The sequence below is a fragment of the Mycobacterium sp. NGS48 genome (assembly GCF_059812585.1).
In genome coordinates this window covers 35,992-52,172 of record NZ_JCALCY010000002.1, presented here as the reverse complement: position 1 = coordinate 52,172, position 16,181 = coordinate 35,992, and the positions used below count along the sequence as shown (strand labels likewise).

Annotated in this window: 16 protein-coding genes and 1 pseudogene; 10 read left to right on the top strand and 7 right to left on the bottom strand. The window is 65.9% G+C overall.

All coding sequences use genetic code 11. The features are described 5' to 3' along the window. Positions 1-477: 477 nt before the first annotated feature. Positions 478-1,359: a LysR family transcriptional regulator gene (locus AC5Y42_RS03870; protein ID WP_499895947.1), complete on the bottom strand. Its 882-nt coding sequence runs from the start codon at positions 1,357-1,359 to the stop codon at positions 478-480. A gap of 74 nt (positions 1,360-1,433) precedes the next feature. On the opposite strand from AC5Y42_RS03870, the gene AC5Y42_RS03865 reads away from it, so the two are divergent. Further along, a complete protein-coding gene (locus AC5Y42_RS03865; RefSeq protein ID WP_499895946.1) occupies positions 1,434-2,723 on the top strand; it encodes an MFS transporter in 1,290 nt (429 codons plus the stop codon). Between the two features lie 13 nt (positions 2,724-2,736). Next, positions 2,737-3,249: an OsmC family protein gene (locus AC5Y42_RS03860; RefSeq protein ID WP_499895944.1), complete on the top strand. Its 513-nt coding sequence runs from the start codon at positions 2,737-2,739 to the stop codon at positions 3,247-3,249. Positions 3,250-3,263: 14 nt separating this feature from the next. Here AC5Y42_RS03860 and AC5Y42_RS03855 read toward each other — a convergent pair whose 3' ends face one another. Further along, positions 3,264-3,962, bottom strand: coding sequence for a guanylate cyclase (locus AC5Y42_RS03855; protein WP_499895943.1), 699 nt, complete (start codon positions 3,960-3,962; stop codon positions 3,264-3,266). 26 nt (positions 3,963-3,988) lie between these two features. Between AC5Y42_RS03855 and AC5Y42_RS03850 the strand changes: the two genes are divergently transcribed. After that, on the top strand, positions 3,989-4,147 hold the full coding sequence (locus tag AC5Y42_RS03850; protein ID WP_156657709.1) for a hypothetical protein: 159 nt from the start codon (positions 3,989-3,991) through the stop codon (positions 4,145-4,147). Here AC5Y42_RS03850 and AC5Y42_RS03845 read toward each other — a convergent pair. Next, positions 4,144-4,932, bottom strand: coding sequence for an adenylate/guanylate cyclase domain-containing protein (locus AC5Y42_RS03845; protein ID WP_499895942.1), 789 nt, complete (start codon positions 4,930-4,932; stop codon positions 4,144-4,146). The genes AC5Y42_RS03850 and AC5Y42_RS03845 overlap by 4 nt on opposite strands. A gap of 195 nt (positions 4,933-5,127) precedes the next feature. Between AC5Y42_RS03845 and AC5Y42_RS03840 the strand changes: the two genes are divergently transcribed. Beyond that, positions 5,128-6,537 carry a glucose-6-phosphate dehydrogenase gene (locus AC5Y42_RS03840; RefSeq protein ID WP_499896737.1) on the top strand — a complete coding sequence of 470 codons (1,410 nt, stop codon included), beginning with the start codon at positions 5,128-5,130 and terminating at the stop codon, positions 6,535-6,537. A gap of 15 nt (positions 6,538-6,552) precedes the next feature. Further along, the gene (gnd, locus tag AC5Y42_RS03835; RefSeq protein WP_499895941.1) at positions 6,553-7,581 is read left to right on the top strand and encodes a phosphogluconate dehydrogenase (NAD(+)-dependent, decarboxylating); all 1,029 of its coding nucleotides are present in this window, start codon (positions 6,553-6,555) and stop codon (positions 7,579-7,581) included. On the opposite strand, the gene AC5Y42_RS03830 is transcribed toward gnd, so the two are convergent. Beyond that, positions 7,578-8,444 (bottom strand): alpha/beta fold hydrolase, encoded by an 867-nt coding sequence (locus AC5Y42_RS03830; RefSeq protein ID WP_499896736.1) that lies wholly within the window; start codon positions 8,442-8,444, stop codon positions 7,578-7,580. The two genes, gnd and AC5Y42_RS03830, sit on opposite strands and share 4 nt — an antisense overlap. Positions 8,445-8,515: 71 nt before the next feature. Here AC5Y42_RS03830 and AC5Y42_RS03825 point away from each other — a divergent pair, with 71 nt between their 5' ends. From AC5Y42_RS03825 to AC5Y42_RS03810, 4 genes are all read left to right on the top strand, one after another. Beyond that, the gene (locus tag AC5Y42_RS03825; RefSeq protein WP_499895939.1) at positions 8,516-8,989 is read left to right on the top strand and encodes a VOC family protein; all 474 of its coding nucleotides are present in this window, start codon (positions 8,516-8,518) and stop codon (positions 8,987-8,989) included. Between the two features lie 54 nt (positions 8,990-9,043). Further along, positions 9,044-9,610 carry an Rv1363c family protein gene (locus AC5Y42_RS03820; protein ID WP_499895938.1) on the top strand — a complete coding sequence of 189 codons (567 nt, stop codon included), beginning with the start codon at positions 9,044-9,046 and terminating at the stop codon, positions 9,608-9,610. Beyond that, the gene (locus AC5Y42_RS03815; protein WP_499895937.1) at positions 9,607-10,137 is read left to right on the top strand and encodes a hypothetical protein; all 531 of its coding nucleotides are present in this window, start codon (positions 9,607-9,609) and stop codon (positions 10,135-10,137) included. The genes AC5Y42_RS03820 and AC5Y42_RS03815 overlap by 4 nt, the downstream gene beginning before the upstream one ends. A 92-nt stretch (positions 10,138-10,229) precedes the next feature. Beyond that, the gene (locus tag AC5Y42_RS03810; RefSeq protein WP_499895936.1) at positions 10,230-11,132 is read left to right on the top strand and encodes an alpha/beta fold hydrolase; all 903 of its coding nucleotides are present in this window, start codon (positions 10,230-10,232) and stop codon (positions 11,130-11,132) included. 192 nt (positions 11,133-11,324) lie between these two features. On the opposite strand, the pseudogene AC5Y42_RS03805 reads toward AC5Y42_RS03810, so the two are convergent. Further along, positions 11,325-12,572 (bottom strand): annotated as a pseudogene (locus AC5Y42_RS03805) (HNH endonuclease signature motif containing protein); the annotation flags it as partial. Positions 12,573-12,832: 260 nt separating this feature from the next. Between AC5Y42_RS03805 and AC5Y42_RS03800 the strand changes: the two are divergent. Further along, positions 12,833-14,071, top strand: a complete 1,239-nt coding sequence (locus tag AC5Y42_RS03800; RefSeq protein ID WP_499895935.1) for a WS/DGAT/MGAT family O-acyltransferase — start codon at positions 12,833-12,835, stop codon at positions 14,069-14,071. Between the two features lies 1 nt (position 14,072). On the opposite strand, the gene AC5Y42_RS03795 is transcribed toward AC5Y42_RS03800, so the two are convergent. Together AC5Y42_RS03795 and AC5Y42_RS03790 are read right to left on the bottom strand one after the other, a co-directional pair. Continuing rightward, a complete protein-coding gene (locus tag AC5Y42_RS03795) occupies positions 14,073-14,678 on the bottom strand; it encodes a MarR family transcriptional regulator (protein WP_499895934.1) in 606 nt (201 codons plus the stop codon). Next, positions 14,675-16,180, bottom strand: coding sequence for a pyruvate, phosphate dikinase (locus AC5Y42_RS03790; protein ID WP_499895932.1), 1,506 nt, complete (start codon positions 16,178-16,180; stop codon positions 14,675-14,677). Before AC5Y42_RS03790 ends, AC5Y42_RS03795 begins: the two co-directional genes overlap by 4 nt. Position 16,181 lies beyond the last annotated feature (1 nt).

Sequence of the window (16,181 nt, the reverse complement as noted above, 5' to 3'; positions counted from 1 at the left end):
CGGCCTAATCGCTGCCGACTCCAAGGTGTCGTTCAACCACCCGGTGACATTAGCGGTCCAGCGCCTTTGGACAGCCCGCAAGAATCGGTCGGATGATCGGAACACAGGGGCAGCGATGCCCTCTATCAGCGTGCCGCCTCCACGCGTTGGAATCGTGTGAGCGCTAATCCACTGGACGTGTGCACCCCTCGCCCGATGGAGTGAGGCTGATGGTCCCGCCATCGTGTTCGCAAGCCGGAAATGCTCGAAAGCCGCCGCCAAGCGGCTCTCCGTTGAAATTGCACACAGGGTCGTGATATTCGCGAATCAACAGCCCTGGGCACAATCTCAACGGCGATCGCGAGGCAGCCATTCAAAAACGCTGCCGCCGGGCCAGTAGTGAAATTGCCGTTTTGCGTTATCCGCCGCATGGCTGCCTGTCATCGGCCGGAGCAGTTCGTCGCCAATCCGATCTCGACGAGCTTCAGCGCCAATCGATTACGACAGCAGTTCGAGGAAGACGCGGGCGGCCGGATTGGTCGGTACCCGTGTTCGACCAACGAGCGCAAGTCTTCGAGCTGGCGGGTGGGTATCGCCGCCGACCCGGCGCAGCCGAATGATGGGCAGCCCGCTGCGGCGCGCGACCGGTTCGGGCACCACGGCAATCCCGAGCCCGTGGTGGACCAAACTCAGCGCCTGCTCCATTTGGCTGGTGCGGAAGGCAATCCGTCGCTCAACGCCGGCGGCGCGAAAGAGCGCTTCGACGACCGTTTGCAGTCCCAGGCCAGCCTGGAAGTCGACGAACGGCTGCTCCGCCACGTCGGCCAGTCGCACCGCCTCGCGCTCGGCCAACTGATGCTTTTGCCCGACCACCAGCACCAGCATCTCGGGATAGTCCCGTAGCGCGACAAGCCGCTCCGGCAGCGGTGTGGCGTCCAGCGCGACAAAAGCCAAGTCCAACTCGCCGTCCTCGACGGCCGCCAACAGGTCGACGGTCGGTGCCTCGCGCAGCACGATCTCCACGCCGGGGTGCCGCGCGTGTAGAGCGGCGATGCATGCGGGCAGGTCGACGGCGGTGAACGTCTGCACCACACCGAGTGCCAGCTGCCCCGCGCCGGCGTCGCGGACCGCAGTGATCGCCTTCTCGGCAGCCTGCACCTCACGCAGGATGCGCTGAGCGTGCTCCGACAACGCGCGACCCGCGGTCGTGAGCACCACCGAGCGGGTGCTGCGTTCGAACAACGGCGTGCGCAGGTCGTTCTCGAGCGTGCGTATCGACGCGCTCAGCCCCGACTGGGAGATGCCCAGTTCGGCTGCCGCCTGGGTGAACTGCCCAATTTCGGCCACCGCCACGAAGTGCCGCAGCTGCCTCAACTCCACATATCGATACTAGTTCTTAATCTAAGAAAAGCTAGTTATTTTACAACTGGAAACCGGGCAGGCACCATGGGGCCATGAGCCACGCCGAGTCAGCCCAGCCGCGGATGGACCGTCGGCTGGTGTTCGTCATGGCGCTCACTTCTGGCCTGGTGGTGGCCAACAGCTATTACGCTCAGCCGCTGGTCGGCACCATCGCCGACTACTTTCACGCGTCGACCACCAGCGTCGGCCTCATCGTCACGGCCAGCCAGGTCGGCTACGCGATCGGCCTCGCGCTGCTGGTGCCGCTGGGCGACCTGACCGAGCGACGAAAGCTGCTCACCGGCATGCTGATTGCGACCTGTGTCTGCCTGCTGGGCATGGCTGTCGCGCCGAGTTGGCCAGTCCTGGCTGCGGCGGCGATTTTGGTGGGTATCGGCTCAGTGGTCGGACAGGTGCTGGTGCCGTTTGCCGCATCGCTGGCCTACGAGGACGAGCGCGGGCGCGTCATCGGCAGCGTGATGACCGGCCTGCTGCTGGGCATTCTGCTGTCCCGGGTCGTGGCCGGACTGATCGCAGCCGTCGCAGGCTGGCGCGCGGTGTTCGTCGTCGCTGCGGCGCTGATGCTGGTCAGTTGCGTCCTGGTGCGCTCCTTACCGGTGCGGGCGCCCGACGTCCGGATGAGCTACCGGCGATTGCTGGCCTCGGTCGTGCAGATCGTGCGTGAGGAGCCGGTCCTGCGGCTGCGCATGTGGTACGGCATGTTGACCTACGCCTGCTTCGGCGTGTTCTGGACCAGCGTCGGTTTCCTGCTCGCCGGCGGCATCTATCACTGGTCCGACGGCCAGATCGGGCTGTTCACGCTGTTCGGCGTCGCGGGTGCGCTGGCGGCGAAGTTCGCGGGCGGGTTGGCCGACCGCGGCTACGCCCGCGCGCAGACCGGCGCCTTCATCGTGTTGACCGCGCTGAGCTTCGTGCTGCTGTGGGTCGGGCAGACCCGGGTGGCGGCGTTGGCGCTCGGAGTGGCGCTGCTGGATCTGGGCATCCAGGGCACGCACATCACCAACCAAAGCGTGTTCTATCCGCTGCGCCCGGAGGCCCGCAGTCGGCTCAACACCGCCTACATGACCAGCTACTTCGCCGCCGGCTCGCTGGGCAGCATGCTCTCTGCCATTGTCTACGGCAGCTACGGCTGGGGCGCGGTGTGCATCCTCGGCGCCGTCTTCCCTGCCGTCGGCACGATCATCTGGCTGGCGGAGATGGCGCGGTCTCGCGCGGCCGATTCGGCTCATCGTGAACGTGCTGAAACGCCCAGTTCAGCGGCAACCGTGCCGCGACGCCACCTTGCCTTCGGCCGGACGCTGATTAGTCTCGACCCAGACTGAAGGAGCGTGTGCCGTGACGACCTCAACCAACCATCTTGGCGGCCTGATCGCCGCCACCGATGACGCGATAGCGGCCGACGAGGCCGCTGCCCACGTGGTGTTCGAAGCCGCGGCGCAGTCCCATGATGCGGTCGCCAGCACCGTCACCCTGGGCAAGTACCGGGTCGAGGTCGACGAGCCACCGGCGCTGGGCGGGGAGGGCACGGCGCCGAATCCCGTCGAGTACTACCTCGGGTCGCTGCTGTCATGCCAGATCGTGACGTGGCGGTTCTGGGCCGAGAAGCTCGGCATTGCCGTCGACGACATCTCCGCCCGGGCTGAGGGTGACTTGGACGTGCGCGGCTTTTTCGGGTTCGACGATGACGTGCGCGCGGGCTTCGGCGCCGTGCGAGTAGTGGTCACAGTGACGGGGCCGGAAACCCCGGAGCGCTACCGGCAACTGCAAGACGCCGTCGATGCGCACTGCCCAGTGCTCGACCTGACCCGCAACGCAACTCCGGTGCAGACCAGCCTGGAACTTGCCTAGGCAATCAGCTCGGATTAGCCCGTCACGACGGCTATTTCGTCGCTCAATCGATATCCCGGAGCCAGCGGTAAGGAGTCACCGCTCCAAAACGAGCCGGGGTCAAACCAGTTGGCATCCTTGTCGGTAACCAGCAGCCCCATCTCTTCGTACGTGATGGCCACCGTCTCGGCGCAATAGGCCGTCTCCAAACCGACCTCGTTGCGCCGCTGCGTCTTGCGCCGCCGGGTGGATTCGCGAACTTTCTTGTCCACCAATGGTATTCCACGTACCCAGTCATACGCGGTCGGGATCCGGCCCCGAAACCAGCGCCCGGTTAGTCGTGCGGCCGTGGGGAACGGAGTGCCGTCCAGGCGGGCGATGACCCGCAACATGCGGTCCTCCTGTTCGCGGTTGGCGTAGGGCGTCAGCTGTCGCAGCCAGCAGCGCTGGTGGTAGTGCTGCACCCACCGCTCGACGACTTGCCGAGCGTCGTGGAGTTGCACGCCGCGGTGGTTGGTGCCGGTCCAGACGTCGGTCAGCTTGTCGCTGAGTTCGGCGTGCCAGATCAGCGGCGGGAGGTCGTCAATCGCCACCGTCATGCCGACGTGGTTCACCGGGCTGTTCGACAGCGTTTGGATGGCCCGGTCCGGCCCCGACCGGCCGCGAAAGAGCCAGATGTCGCCGGTGCGGGTCTCGTTCAGCGCCCGATGTAACGTCACCGTGTTCGCATCCACCCCCGCAGCTTATGCAGACTTGTCCCATGCGCAACGTATGGAAGTGGCTTGGGCTGGCCGGTCTCGTCGGCGTCGCGGCGGGGGGAGTGCTGGTCGCCCGCGACCAGCGACGGCGAAAGGCCTACACACCCGACGAGGTCCGGGCCCGCCTGCATCAACGCCTGGCCGAGTCGGACCAGCGCTAGCGGGTGACCGCGTAGAGGCGCTGGGATCCGCTGAAACCCTTCAATTCAACGTCACGGCCGTCGTCGAATGCGATGTCGTCGCACTCGTGCAGTGCGTCGTATACCGCGTCGCTGACCAGGATTTCACCCCCGGCAGCCTGCCCGGCGACTCGAGCCGCCATCGCGACGTTGCGGCCGAACAGGTCGTCGCCGCGGCGCACCGAGCGACCCATGTGGATGCCGATCCGGACTCGAATACCGTTGCGCCGGTTGCGCTTAGCGTCTCTGTGCAATTCGTGTTGGACATCCAGACCGCATCGCACTGCGTCTTCGGCATGTGCGAACGCAATCATGAACCCGTCGCCCTGACTCTTCACCACGTGTCCTGAGTGGCTCTGGACCAGGCGCCGGACCAGCTTGTCGTGCGAACCGATCAACTTGACCCAGGCGCGGTCGCCGATCCGCTCGTTGAGCGCGGTGGACTCCTCGATATCGGAAAACAAAATGACCACCCGGCCGTCCGGGGTGATCCGAGCGAGGTCGGGGCGTTCCACCTCCGCCCAATCGGCGAGGTCTTCGATCGAGCTGCGTACCGCGGCGCCGAACCCCTCTTTGCGAACGAGGTTGGCTGTTTGCCACACCGTCTTGACCGCCTCACGGCCGCCCGATAGCAGCCAATTGCGGCTGTCGAGTCGCTGCCGGAGTTCGTCGACTTCGCGTCGGCTGCGGGTATATAGCACTCCCAAGACGGCCAGCGCCGCGGCTTCCAGCACCGCGACTCCAGCCAGGACGTAGACCGCGATCATGACACGCATCTTTACCTATCGAGCTCGGCTGTGGACAGGAGGCCACGAAAGTGCAACTGCCGACGTGCTTCCCGACTAGGCCCGTGGGTTGTCGGGGCGCATCCGCAATGTCTAGGGTTGAAGTTGGCCGCCGGGGGCAAGATACAAGTATCAAAACGCAGAGCTGACTAGTCGATTGTGGGTGGAGGTCCCGGATTGGCCGAATGCGGTGGTAGTCCCTCTGATCTGCTGGTGATCTTCGGCATCACCGGCGATCTGGCCCGCAAGATGACCTTCCGAGCCCTGTACCGTCTGGAACGCCGCAAGCTGCTGCAGTGTCCGATCTTGGGCGTTGCCAGCGACGACATCGCGAAAGACGAGTTGGTCAAGCGGGCCCGCAAGGCGATCGGCGACACTGGCGAGAAGATCGACGACGCGGTGTTCGACCGGCTGGCCGACCGGTTGTCCTACCTGCACGGCGACGTCACCGACGCGGGGCTGTACAAAGAGCTGGCCGAGCACATCGGCACCGACCGCACTTGCCTCTACTACCTGGAGATGCCGCCGTCGCTGTTCGCGCCGATCGTCGAAAATCTCGGAAAGGTCGGGCTGCTGGAGCGATCGCGCGTCGCGGTGGAAAAGCCGTTCGGCCACGACCTGAAGTCAGCACAGGAACTCAACGCGCAGTTACGCGCGGTGCTCGACGAAGAGCAGATCCTGCGGGTGGACCACTTCTTGGGCAAACAGCCGGTCGTCGAACTGGAATACCTGCGGTTCGCCAACACGACGCTGGCCGAGCTGTGGGACCGTCGCAGTATCTCCGAGATCCACATCACCATGGCCGAGAATTTCGGCGTCGAGGACCGGGGCAAGTTCTACGACGCGGTCGGGACGCTGCGCGACGTCGTGCAAAACCATCTGCTGCAGGTGCTTGCGCTGGTGGCGATGGAGCCGCCGGTCGGCCCGAGCGCCGACGACCTGAACGACAAACGGTACGAGGTGTTCCGCGCGATGCCCGCCCTGGATCCTGCGCATTACGTGCGCGGTCAGTACGCGGGCTACACCGACATCGACGGGGTGGCCGACGGCTCGCAGACCGAGACCTTTGTCGCGCTGCGCACCGAGATCGACAACTGGCGCTGGTCCGGCGTGCCGATTTTCCTGCGGGCAGGTAAGGCGCTGCCGGAGAAGGTAACCGAGGTGCGGTTGTTCACCCGCCGCGTTCCCGCATTGGCGTTTCTGCCCAAACGCGAACGCGCCGAACGCAACCAGATCGTCTTGCGGGTCGACCCCGATCCGGGATTGCGCCTGCAGTTGGTGGCGCTGGACGGAGACTCGTGGCGCGACGTCCACTTGGACTCCTCCTTCGCGGCGGATCTGGGTGAACCGATACGGCCCTATGAGCGCCTGTTGCATGCCGGGCTGACCGGCGACCGCCAGCTGTTCGCCCGCGAAGACAGCATCGAGGAAACGTGGCGGATTGTGCAGCCGCTGCTCGACACTGCAGGCGAAGTTCATCCCTACGAGCCGGGCTCGTGGGGCCCAGAAGCCGCGCGGTCGCTGCTGCGCGGTCACCACGGTTGGGAAGAGCCGTGGATGCCGGCCGCCAACCAGGCGTCGAAGTAAGGAGAACGGACGAAAATGCAGCTAGGAATGATCGGCCTGGGCCGAATGGGCGCCAATATCGTCCGCCGCCTGGTCAAAGACGGACACGAATGCGTGGTCTACGACCACAATCCCGATGCGGTCAAAGCGATGGCCGGCGCAGACAACGTCACCGGGGTGTCGTCGTTGTCCGAGTTGGCCGAGAAGCTCGCTGCACCGCGCGTGGTCTGGGTGATGGTGCCGGCCGGCGATATCACCACCGGGGTGATCATCGACCTGGCCAATACCCTCGCCGATGGCGACATCGTCATCGACGGCGGCAACTCCTATTACCGCGACGACATGCGGCACGCAAAAGCCTTGTCGGAGAAAGGCATACGCCTGTTGGACTGCGGCACCAGCGGCGGTGTGTGGGGCCGCGATCGCGGCTACTGTCTGATGATCGGCGGCGACGCCGATGCGGTCGCGCACGCCGAGCCGATCTTCGCCAGCGTGGCGCCCGGGGTGGAGGCGGCCCCGCGCACGTCGGGCCGCGACGGTGAAGTCGCGCAAGCCGAGAAGGGGTACTTGCACTGCGGGCCGTCGGGTGCGGGGCACTTCGTCAAGATGGTGCACAACGGCATCGAGTACGGAATGATGGCTTCGCTTGCCGAAGGGCTGAACATCCTGCGCAACGCCGACATCGGTACCCGCATGAAGAAGGGCGAGGGCGACGCGGAGACCGCACCGCTGACCAATCCCGAGTTCTACCAATACGACATCGACATCCCCGAGGTCACCGAACTTTGGCGGCGCGGCAGCGTGATCGAATCATGGCTGCTGGATTTGACCGCGATTGCGCTGCACGAGGCTCCCGACCTCAAAGAGTTCGCTGGTCACGTCTCCGACTCCGGGGAGGGCCGTTGGACCTCTATCGCGGCGATCGACGAAGGGGTTCCCGCGCCGGTGCTGACCTCGGCGCTGTATTCCCGCTTCGCCTCTCGACGCCTTGACGAGTTCGCCGATAAGGCGCTGTCGGCGATGCGCAAGCAGTTCGGCGGGCACGACGAGAAGCCCGGCGCCTAGCGTTTGGCGAACCGCACCACGACGTCGCTGAACGCGTCGTTGTCGTCGCCGGCTGCGGTATGGCCGGCCCCGGTCAGTTCGACAAACTCCGCGCTGGGCACTGTCGCCAGGAAGTGCTGCACCCCTTCCGGACTGACCACATCGGACAGCTTTCCGCGGATCAGCAACACCGGGATCGTCAAGGATGCGGCGGCATGCTCGAACTTCTCGGTGCGCAATTGCGGATCGTCGCCGGGTTTGGTCATGAACGCCGGATCCCAGTGCCAGTACCAACGGCCATCACGCAGCCGCAGGTTCTTCTTCAAGCCCTCCGGACTGCGCGGCTTGGTCCGATGCGGCAGATACGCGGCGACGGCGTCTGCGGCCTCTTCGAGGGAGCCGAACCCGTCGAGGCCGCTGAACATGAAGTCCCGGATGCGTGCGCTGCCGTTCTTCTCGAACCGCGGCACGACGTCGACCAGCACCAGCCCCGTGACCCGGTGCGCTCCGGCTTGATCCGCGACCAGGATGCCGGTCAGCCCGCCCATACTCGCGCCGATCAGCGCCACCGGACGGCCGATGGCATCGAGAACCTGCATGACGTCCGCTGCCAGGGTGTCGACGTCGTAGTCGGCGTCGGGAGACCGATCGCTGTCGCCGTGCCCGCGGCTATCGATCGCGACGACGTGAAATCCCTCGTCGGCAAGGACTTGACCGGTGCTCTTCCAGGAAAACCGATTCTGGCCGCCGCCGTGCAGCATCAGAATCGTCGGCCGGTCGGTTGGCGCGTCCCGATTCCATTCGTCGGCCACCAGAGTGATGCCGCCGACGCCGGAGTATTTGACAGTGCGCGGTGTGCTGCTCACCGTGCTGACGTTACGCAGGCCGGATTGTCCGATGAGTTTCGGGCGCCGCCCGGGTCAGACAGGAGGGAATCGACGATAAGGGAGGCACCATGCCGGCGATCACGCCGTCGCTGTGGTTCGACGACGACCTCGAGGAGGCCGCCGAGTTCTACACCTCGATCTTTCCGAACTCGCACATCGAGGAGTTCACCCGGTACACCGAAGCAGGCCCAGGCGAGTCTGGCGCGGTGATGACGGGCATCTTCGTGCTGGACGGCACCCGCTTCATTGCCATCAACGGTGGCCCGCATTTTCGGTTCACCGAAGCGGTGTCGTTCACCGTCGAGTGCAGCGACCAGGAGGAGGTCGACTACTACTGGGGTCGGCTGACCGATGGCGGCGAAGAGTCGCAGTGCGGCTGGCTCAAGGACCGCTACGGGCTGAGTTGGCAGATCGTCCCCCGGCGGCTCCCGGAGTTGATCTGTGATCCCGACCCCGTGCGTGCTGCCGCGGCGACCAAGGCGATGCTCGGCATGCGCAAAATCATCGTTGCCGACGTGGAAAAGGCTGTCGCACAGGCCTGAGCGGCGGCACTGCTCGACGTGATCGCCTCGACGCCGGCACGTAGGTTGGACAGTATGGCCTGGCCCGATGCTGCCACCTCTGACGAGAAGCCCGACGAAGAATTAGGTGCCCAGCAAGCACCGCCGACGGCGAGTCCGATCGCGGTGCAGCGGACAGCGCTGGTCGCCGGGTTGATCGGAGTGGCGGTGTTGGCGGCGCTGGTGGGCTGGCTGGGGTTCCGCGCTTACGAGTCGCACGAAGCCGACGTACACCGCGACCTGTTCGTACAAGTGGCACGGCAGGGCGCGGTCAACCTCACCACGCTCGACTACGAGCACGCCGACGCCGAGACGCAGCGGATCCTGGGATCGGCGACCGGCAGCTTCTACGCCAATTTCCCGCAGCGGTGGCGGCCATTCCTCGACTTCGTCAAGCAAAACCGGGCGACGTTGGCGGGCACCGTGACCGAAGCCGGCCTGGAGTCGCAGACCGGCGACGCAGGTCAGGTGCTGGTGGCGGTGGAAGTGAAGTCGACGACGCCTGGAGTTAGCCAGCACGAGGCGCAGCTCTGGCGACTGCGGATCATCGTGCAGAAGATGGGCGACGAGGCCAAGCTGTCCAACGTCGCATTCGTGTCATGACCCGACCGAAATCCGGTCGGACCGACGGCCGGCAGACCGCTATCAGCACCACAGCGCATGTACTGGTTTACGGCGTGCTTCCGGGTTTGGCATTGCTGCTCGCAGTAGCGGCGGCGCTGCTGAAATGGCAGGACTCGTCGACCCGCGATATTGATCTCGCCCGCATCCAATCAGTTCGGACCGCAAAGGAATCTGCGGTCGCCCTGCTGTCGTTTCGGCCCGACACGGTCGAGAACGACGTGGAGGCCGCGCGGAGTCGCCTGACCGGCCCCTTTCTTGAGACCTACCTGCAGGTGACGCGGGAGGTGCTCGTCCCCAACGCGAAAGAACAACGAGTGTCGGCGACTGCCAGTGTGCCCGCTGCGGCATCGGTATCGGCGACCGAGGACCATGCGGTGGTTTTGGTGTTCGTCGACCAGACCGTCACTGTCGGCAGCTCGCCGCCGTCCGACGCCGCGACGGGTATCCGGGCCACCCTGGACAAAGTCGGCGAGCGCTGGCTGATCTCCGGATGGGACACCATCTGACGCGACCTGATCGGCATTCTGTCGGGGTGTGAGCGATACTCGTCAGGCGGGAACTGCCGCACGAGCCGCAGTCGACACGAGAAGGATCGGTGATGACTGGACCGCGCTGGATCGACACGCACGCCCCTGAGGTCGGGCTGAAGTCACTGACCTGGGGCCCGCCCGACGGCCCGATTGCGCTGTGCCTTCATGGTTTTCCCGACACTGCCTACGGCTGGCGGAAGTTCGCTCCGCGGTTGGCCGACTCGGGGTGGCGGGTGGTGGCCCCCTTCATGCGTGGCTACGCGCCGTCGTCGATACCGGCCGACGGCAGTTATCACATCGGCGCGCTGATGCATGATGCACTGCAGGTGCGGGAGGCGATCGGCGGCTCCGACCGCGATGTGGTGATCGGCCACGACTGGGGCGCTATCGCCGCGACTGGATTGGCCGCAATGCCGGACAGCCCGTTTGCCAAGGCGGTGATCATGTCGGTGCCGCCAGCGGCGGCGTTCCGTCCGCTGGGACGGGTGCCCGACCGGGGCCGGCTGCTCGGCGAACTCCCGCATCAGCTGTTGCGCAGCTGGTACATCATGTACTTCCAGTTACCTTGGTTACCAGAACGTTCCGCTGCCTCGGTGGTGCCGCGGCTGTGGCGGCGGTGGTCGCCCGGTTATGACGCCGAGGAGGATCTGCGGCACGTCGACGCCGCGATCGGGACGCCGGAGGGTTGGCGCGCCGCATTGGGCCCGTACCGGGCGACGATCCGCAACACTCGGCCACCGGCGCGGTATGCCGAATTGCACCGGCACTGGACGTCGGCACCGGTATTGCCGAGCTTGTACCTGCACGGTCGCGATGACGGCTGCGCCACACCGGCTTTCGCACACTGGACGGAGAAGGTGCTTCCTGCCGGAAGCGATGTGGCGATTGTCGAACACGCCGGCCATTTCCTACAGCTCGAACAACCGGAGAACGTTGCCGACTTGGTGCTGGCCTTCATCGGGTCGGCGTAGCGACAGCGTTGCCGTAGCGACGGCGAGACTGTTCACTGGTGACATCGCGTAACCATGCATCCTGACGGACGCATGGGGCACTATGACCCGAGTCGTCACAACTTAATGCGCACGTCAGCGCGGATCTTGATGCCCCAGCCTGTTTGAGCTTCGATATTGTGCTGACAAAGACCGCGCGCCGCGGCCAACCCAGTTCGTTGTCGGTGGTGGTTGTGGTTGGAATGGTTCGTACCACCACCAGTCGGCTCGCTCCCCGGTCGGTCCGGGGCAGGGTGCGACCGCGGGCGGTGGGCTGCTGGGGGGACGGGCCAGCGATCCTGGGTGGAGTTGCTTGCCGTCGCTGTCGGTCACGCCGAGGTGGCTGGCCGGTCCGGTGATGGTGATGATGCCTCGGTGGTGCAGCCGGTGGTGGTAGGGGCACAGCAGCACCAGGTTGTTCAGCTCGGTGGGGCCGCCGTCTTCCCAGTGTCGGATGTGATGGGCGTGCAGGCCGCGGGTGGCTGCGCAGCCGGGAACGGCGCACGTGGGGTGGCGGTGCTCGAGTGCGCGGCGCAGCCGGCGGCTGATCGTGCGGGTCGATCGACCACAACCGATCACTTCGCCGTGGCGTTCGAACCACACTTCAGCGGTGGTGTCGCATGTCAGGTACTGCCGCTCGGATTGCGACAGCAATGGGCCCAGATGCAGGGCGCCGATCTGCTGTGTGACATCTACGTGCACCACCACCGTGGTGCGCTGTCCGTGCGGGCGGCGTTGCACCTCAGCATCCCATCCGGTTTCGACCAGGCGCATGAACGCGTCGATATGTGTCGGCATCGGGGGGTGCTGATCAGGGTTTGTGCCGCTGCTGTCGCGGTCGCGTGTCCACTCGGCCATCAGCGCATCACGATGCGACTGCAGCGCCGCCTCGAACGTGGCCGAGTCGGTGTGCGGAAGGGCGATGCGCCAGAAGTCGAACTCGGCATCGGTGGTCTTGGTGATCGTTGGCTGCGGTTCGGGCCGTGGACCGGGTTTGGGCCGCGGTTCGAGCTTGACCGCGGTGCGCAGTTGGCTGACCGTGGCAACGCCGACCAGCTGCGCATAGTGCTCGTCAGATCCCTGGCCGGCTCGCTGGGCGATCACGCCGACTTGGTCTAGTGAGAAGCGGCCCTCGCGCATCCCCTGGGCGCAGCGGGGGAACTCCTCGAGCCGGTGTGCGACGGCGCTGATGGTGTGGGCGTTTCCCGGTGACACACCGGTCTTCCAGGCCACCAGCGCCGCGATCGAGCGTACGCCGGTATTACCCCACAGTTCGTCGCGTTCGATCTCGGCGACGATCTCCACGATGCGTCCATCGATCGCGTTGCGCTGACCGGTCAACTCCGACAGTTCCTCGAAGAGCCCCTCGAGACGCCTGCCAGGATGCGCATCGGCGCTGACTGCGGTCGCGATCGAGGACATGGGTTCATCATCGCAGCCGGGTACGACAAGTCTCGGCTGCGCGATCCGCGCCGAGACTGTGCCCTCAACGTCTGCCCCGGATCTGCTTGCCGGCGGCTCGTCCCGAATTTAGTGCGCCAACACCCGCGGCCCCCAAAACCGAAAAGACACAGGTCAAGTCGCTGCGACACGGCGAACCCGAATCGGGAGCCAAGTCAGGTTGTCGGCCTGTGGACAAGGCGCCAACTGTGGAGAAACCACGCCGCCCTAGGCTTATTTCCATGTCGACCCGGATGGCGGCAGTCGACGCGCAGTTCTACTGGATGTCGGCCAAGATCCCCAACGACCAGTTTCTGCTCTACGCGTTCGACGGCCAACCGGCTGATGTCGAGTGCCTCGCCGACGAGCTGCGCCATCGCGCCCAAGCCTGTCCGGCCTTGGCGATGCGCGTCGAGGACGGATCTGTGCTCACCTACCCGCAGTGGGTGCCGATGACCGTCGAGCCTACCCACACGCTCTGCCACAAACCGCACGACAACAGCTGGCACGGTTGTCTGGACGCGGTGGTGCGGCTCGCCGACGAGCAGCTGGCTCCTCGCCGAACACCCTGGCGGCTTCACCTTTTCACGCCAGTACGCGATATTCCGGGCAGCACCGGCCCGGGCGCCGTGGCGGTGCTGCAGGTGGCGCATGCGCTGGCCGACGGTGCCCGCACCGCGGCGCTGGCCGGCTGGCTGTTCGGCCGTGACGCCGCTGTGCCTGACGTCGCCGCAGCTTCGCCGGGTTTCCTGCCGTGGCGTGCCTTGGTGGCGGCGCGTGCCCACCGCAAGCTGAACCAGGACAGGCAGGCCGGACTTCTTGACCCGCCTGTCGGATCACGGCCGGCGCTGAGCACCAACGCCCGCCCGGCGGGATCCCGCACGGTACGAACACTGGTGCGCGACCGTTCCCACTTGCCCGGTCCCACGGTCACGGTCGCGGTGTTGTCCGCGGTGGCCACTGCGCTTTCCGACCATCTGGGTGCGGCGGCCGACGTGCTGGGCGCCGAGGTGCCGATGGCCAAACCTGGTGCGCGGCACGCGCACAACCATTTTCGTAACGTCTCGATCGGGCTGTACCCAGGACTGCCGCGGGAGGTTCGAGCCGAGCGGATCGTTGCCGAGTTGGCCGATGCGCGCCGTCGCGCCGAGCATCCGGCGGCACTCGCCGCCGATCGGGCATTCGCGGCGGTTCCCGCACCGCTGTTGCGCTGGGGCGTGGCCCAGTTCGACGCCGATGCGCGGCCGACCGAGGTATCCGGCAATACCGTGGTGTCCAGCGTCTACCGTGGACGTGCTGACCTGCGCTTGGGAGCTGCACCCGTGTTGTTGACTGCCGGGTATCCGGCGCTGTCACCGGCGATGGGTCTCACCCACGGTGTGCACGGTATCGGCGACACCATCGCGATCAGCGTCCACGCGGCAGAATCGGCGATCGGCGACATCGATGCCTATCTGGCGCGATTGGATGCCGCGTTGTAACTCACTGAGCATCACCGGATTTAGCTTCCGCATCGCGGGTCCGACCGACCGCGACGATCAACTCCTCGTGCAGCTCGAACCACACGGTGTGGTAGGAGTCGATGAGCGGTCGAGAAAGCCAGATGTTCTCCCCGGCTTGGACTTTGTCCAGCGCCGCCTGCAACTTGGTCGAATAGCGGCTCAGCCGCGGCAGCTGGGCCGCGGCCGCCGCAATGACCGGCAGCACCTGTTGATGCACACGATCCAGCCGTTCCACGATCGCCGTGTCATAGGCGGCATCGTCGTGAGTATTGGGCTCTCCGTCTCTGACTTGCCAATCGGTGACCAGCGCCTTGAATTCGGCGTTGACCGTCCGGAATTCGTCGTAGGTGGCCGCCAGCGCGGCAGCATCGATACCCGCACGCTCCTCGGCCAACAGTTCGCCAAGCCGGGCGCGTCCGTCGGGACTGACCCGCACGGTCGTCCCGGCGATCAACAGGCCGGATTGGGTCAGCTGCTCGACGGTATCGGCGAGATCGGCTGGATCTGCACTCAATGTCGCGGCCAGGTCCGCGAGGCTGACCCGGCCTTTCAGGCGAACCGCTTGCAGCACAGCCAATTCGCTCATGTCTGATTACCGTCGCTCCGTCGCAGTTCGGTCAGCATCGCGATCAGTGGGCTCTCGCCGCTGGCATGTCCGCGCAGGGAAGTGAAACGCCGTGCGATCTCGGCCAACTCGCGCAGCTCCGGCGTGTCGTTCTCCGACCAGGCCGCGAGTTCGAGGGTGCCGTCGCGCACCTCGCCTTCAGTGCCGTCGACGGTGATCAGTTTGCCCGCCAACGATTCGGAGGTTCCGTCGCCACATCCGACTACCGCGACCCGACCGAGTTCACGGCTGACCACTGCTGCGTGGCTGGTGGCCCCGCCGGTTTCGGTGACGACCCCGCGAGCGACCAGGATGCCGTGCACATCATCGGGGCTGGTGTGGCTGCGAACCAGAATGACGTCTTCGCCTCGCTCGGCGGCATCTACTGCCTCGTCGACGTCTGTGTAGGCCCGGCCGGTTGCCACACCCGGGCAGGCAGGCAGACCGTTGGCTAGAAGCGATGCAGCCAAGCGGGTTTCGGGCTGCAGTGACGGCCGGAGCAGTGCCTCGACATGGGTCGGGGTGACGCGGCGCAGGGTCTCGGCGTCGTCGATGAGGCCGTCGGCCCGCAGGTGCAGTGCCAGGCGCACCGCGGCCTGTGCGGATCGCTTCGCGGCCCGGGTCTGCAGCAGCCATAACTTCCCGCTCTCGACGGTGAATTCGATCTCCTGCACGTCGGCCGTGAACCGCTCCAGCGTGCCGGCAGCGGCGGTCAGCTCGGCATAGATGACCGGTTGCTGCTCGCGCAATTCGGTGATCGGTTGGACGTCGACGGTGCCCGACACCACATCGTCGCCTTGGCCGCCGACCAGCCACTCGCCGAACTCTTCGTTGGCGCCAGTCATCGGGTTGCGCGAAAACATCACGCCGGCACCGGAATCAGTGTCCAGGTTGCCGAACACCATCGCCTGCACAACCGCCGCGGTGCCGCCCTGGTTGTCCAAGCCGTGGTGAGCACGGTAGGCCACGGCGCGCGGTGAGTTCCATGACGCAAACACCGCCTCGATCGCCGCACGCAACTGCGAATACGGGTCTTCGGGCACCGCATCGGCGACGATGCGCTGATACCAGCGGGTGAACCGGAGCCTCGTATCGCGAGCGAACGCGGCACCGCCCTGCTTGGCCAGCGCCTCTTCGGTGGTGACGCACATGCCCACATCCAGCACCGTGTCCATCATTCCCGGCATCGACATGGCCGCACCGGAACGCACGCTGACCAGCAGCGGACGCGGACCCCGTCCGAATGTGCGCGAGGTTGCGGTCTCCAGCTCGCGCAGCGCCGCGAGCACGTCGTCCCAAATTGCGGCCATCGTCGTCTCAGGCGCCGCCAGGTACCGGGCGCCCACCTCGGTGGTGATGCAGAACGCCTGCGGTACCGGCAAGCCGTGCCGGCGCATGGTGTCGATGCCAAAACCCTTGTGGCCCAAGAGTTCGGGCGGACGGGTCCCGTTGCCGTCGAGGGGCAGTACCGCGTCGCGCGACATC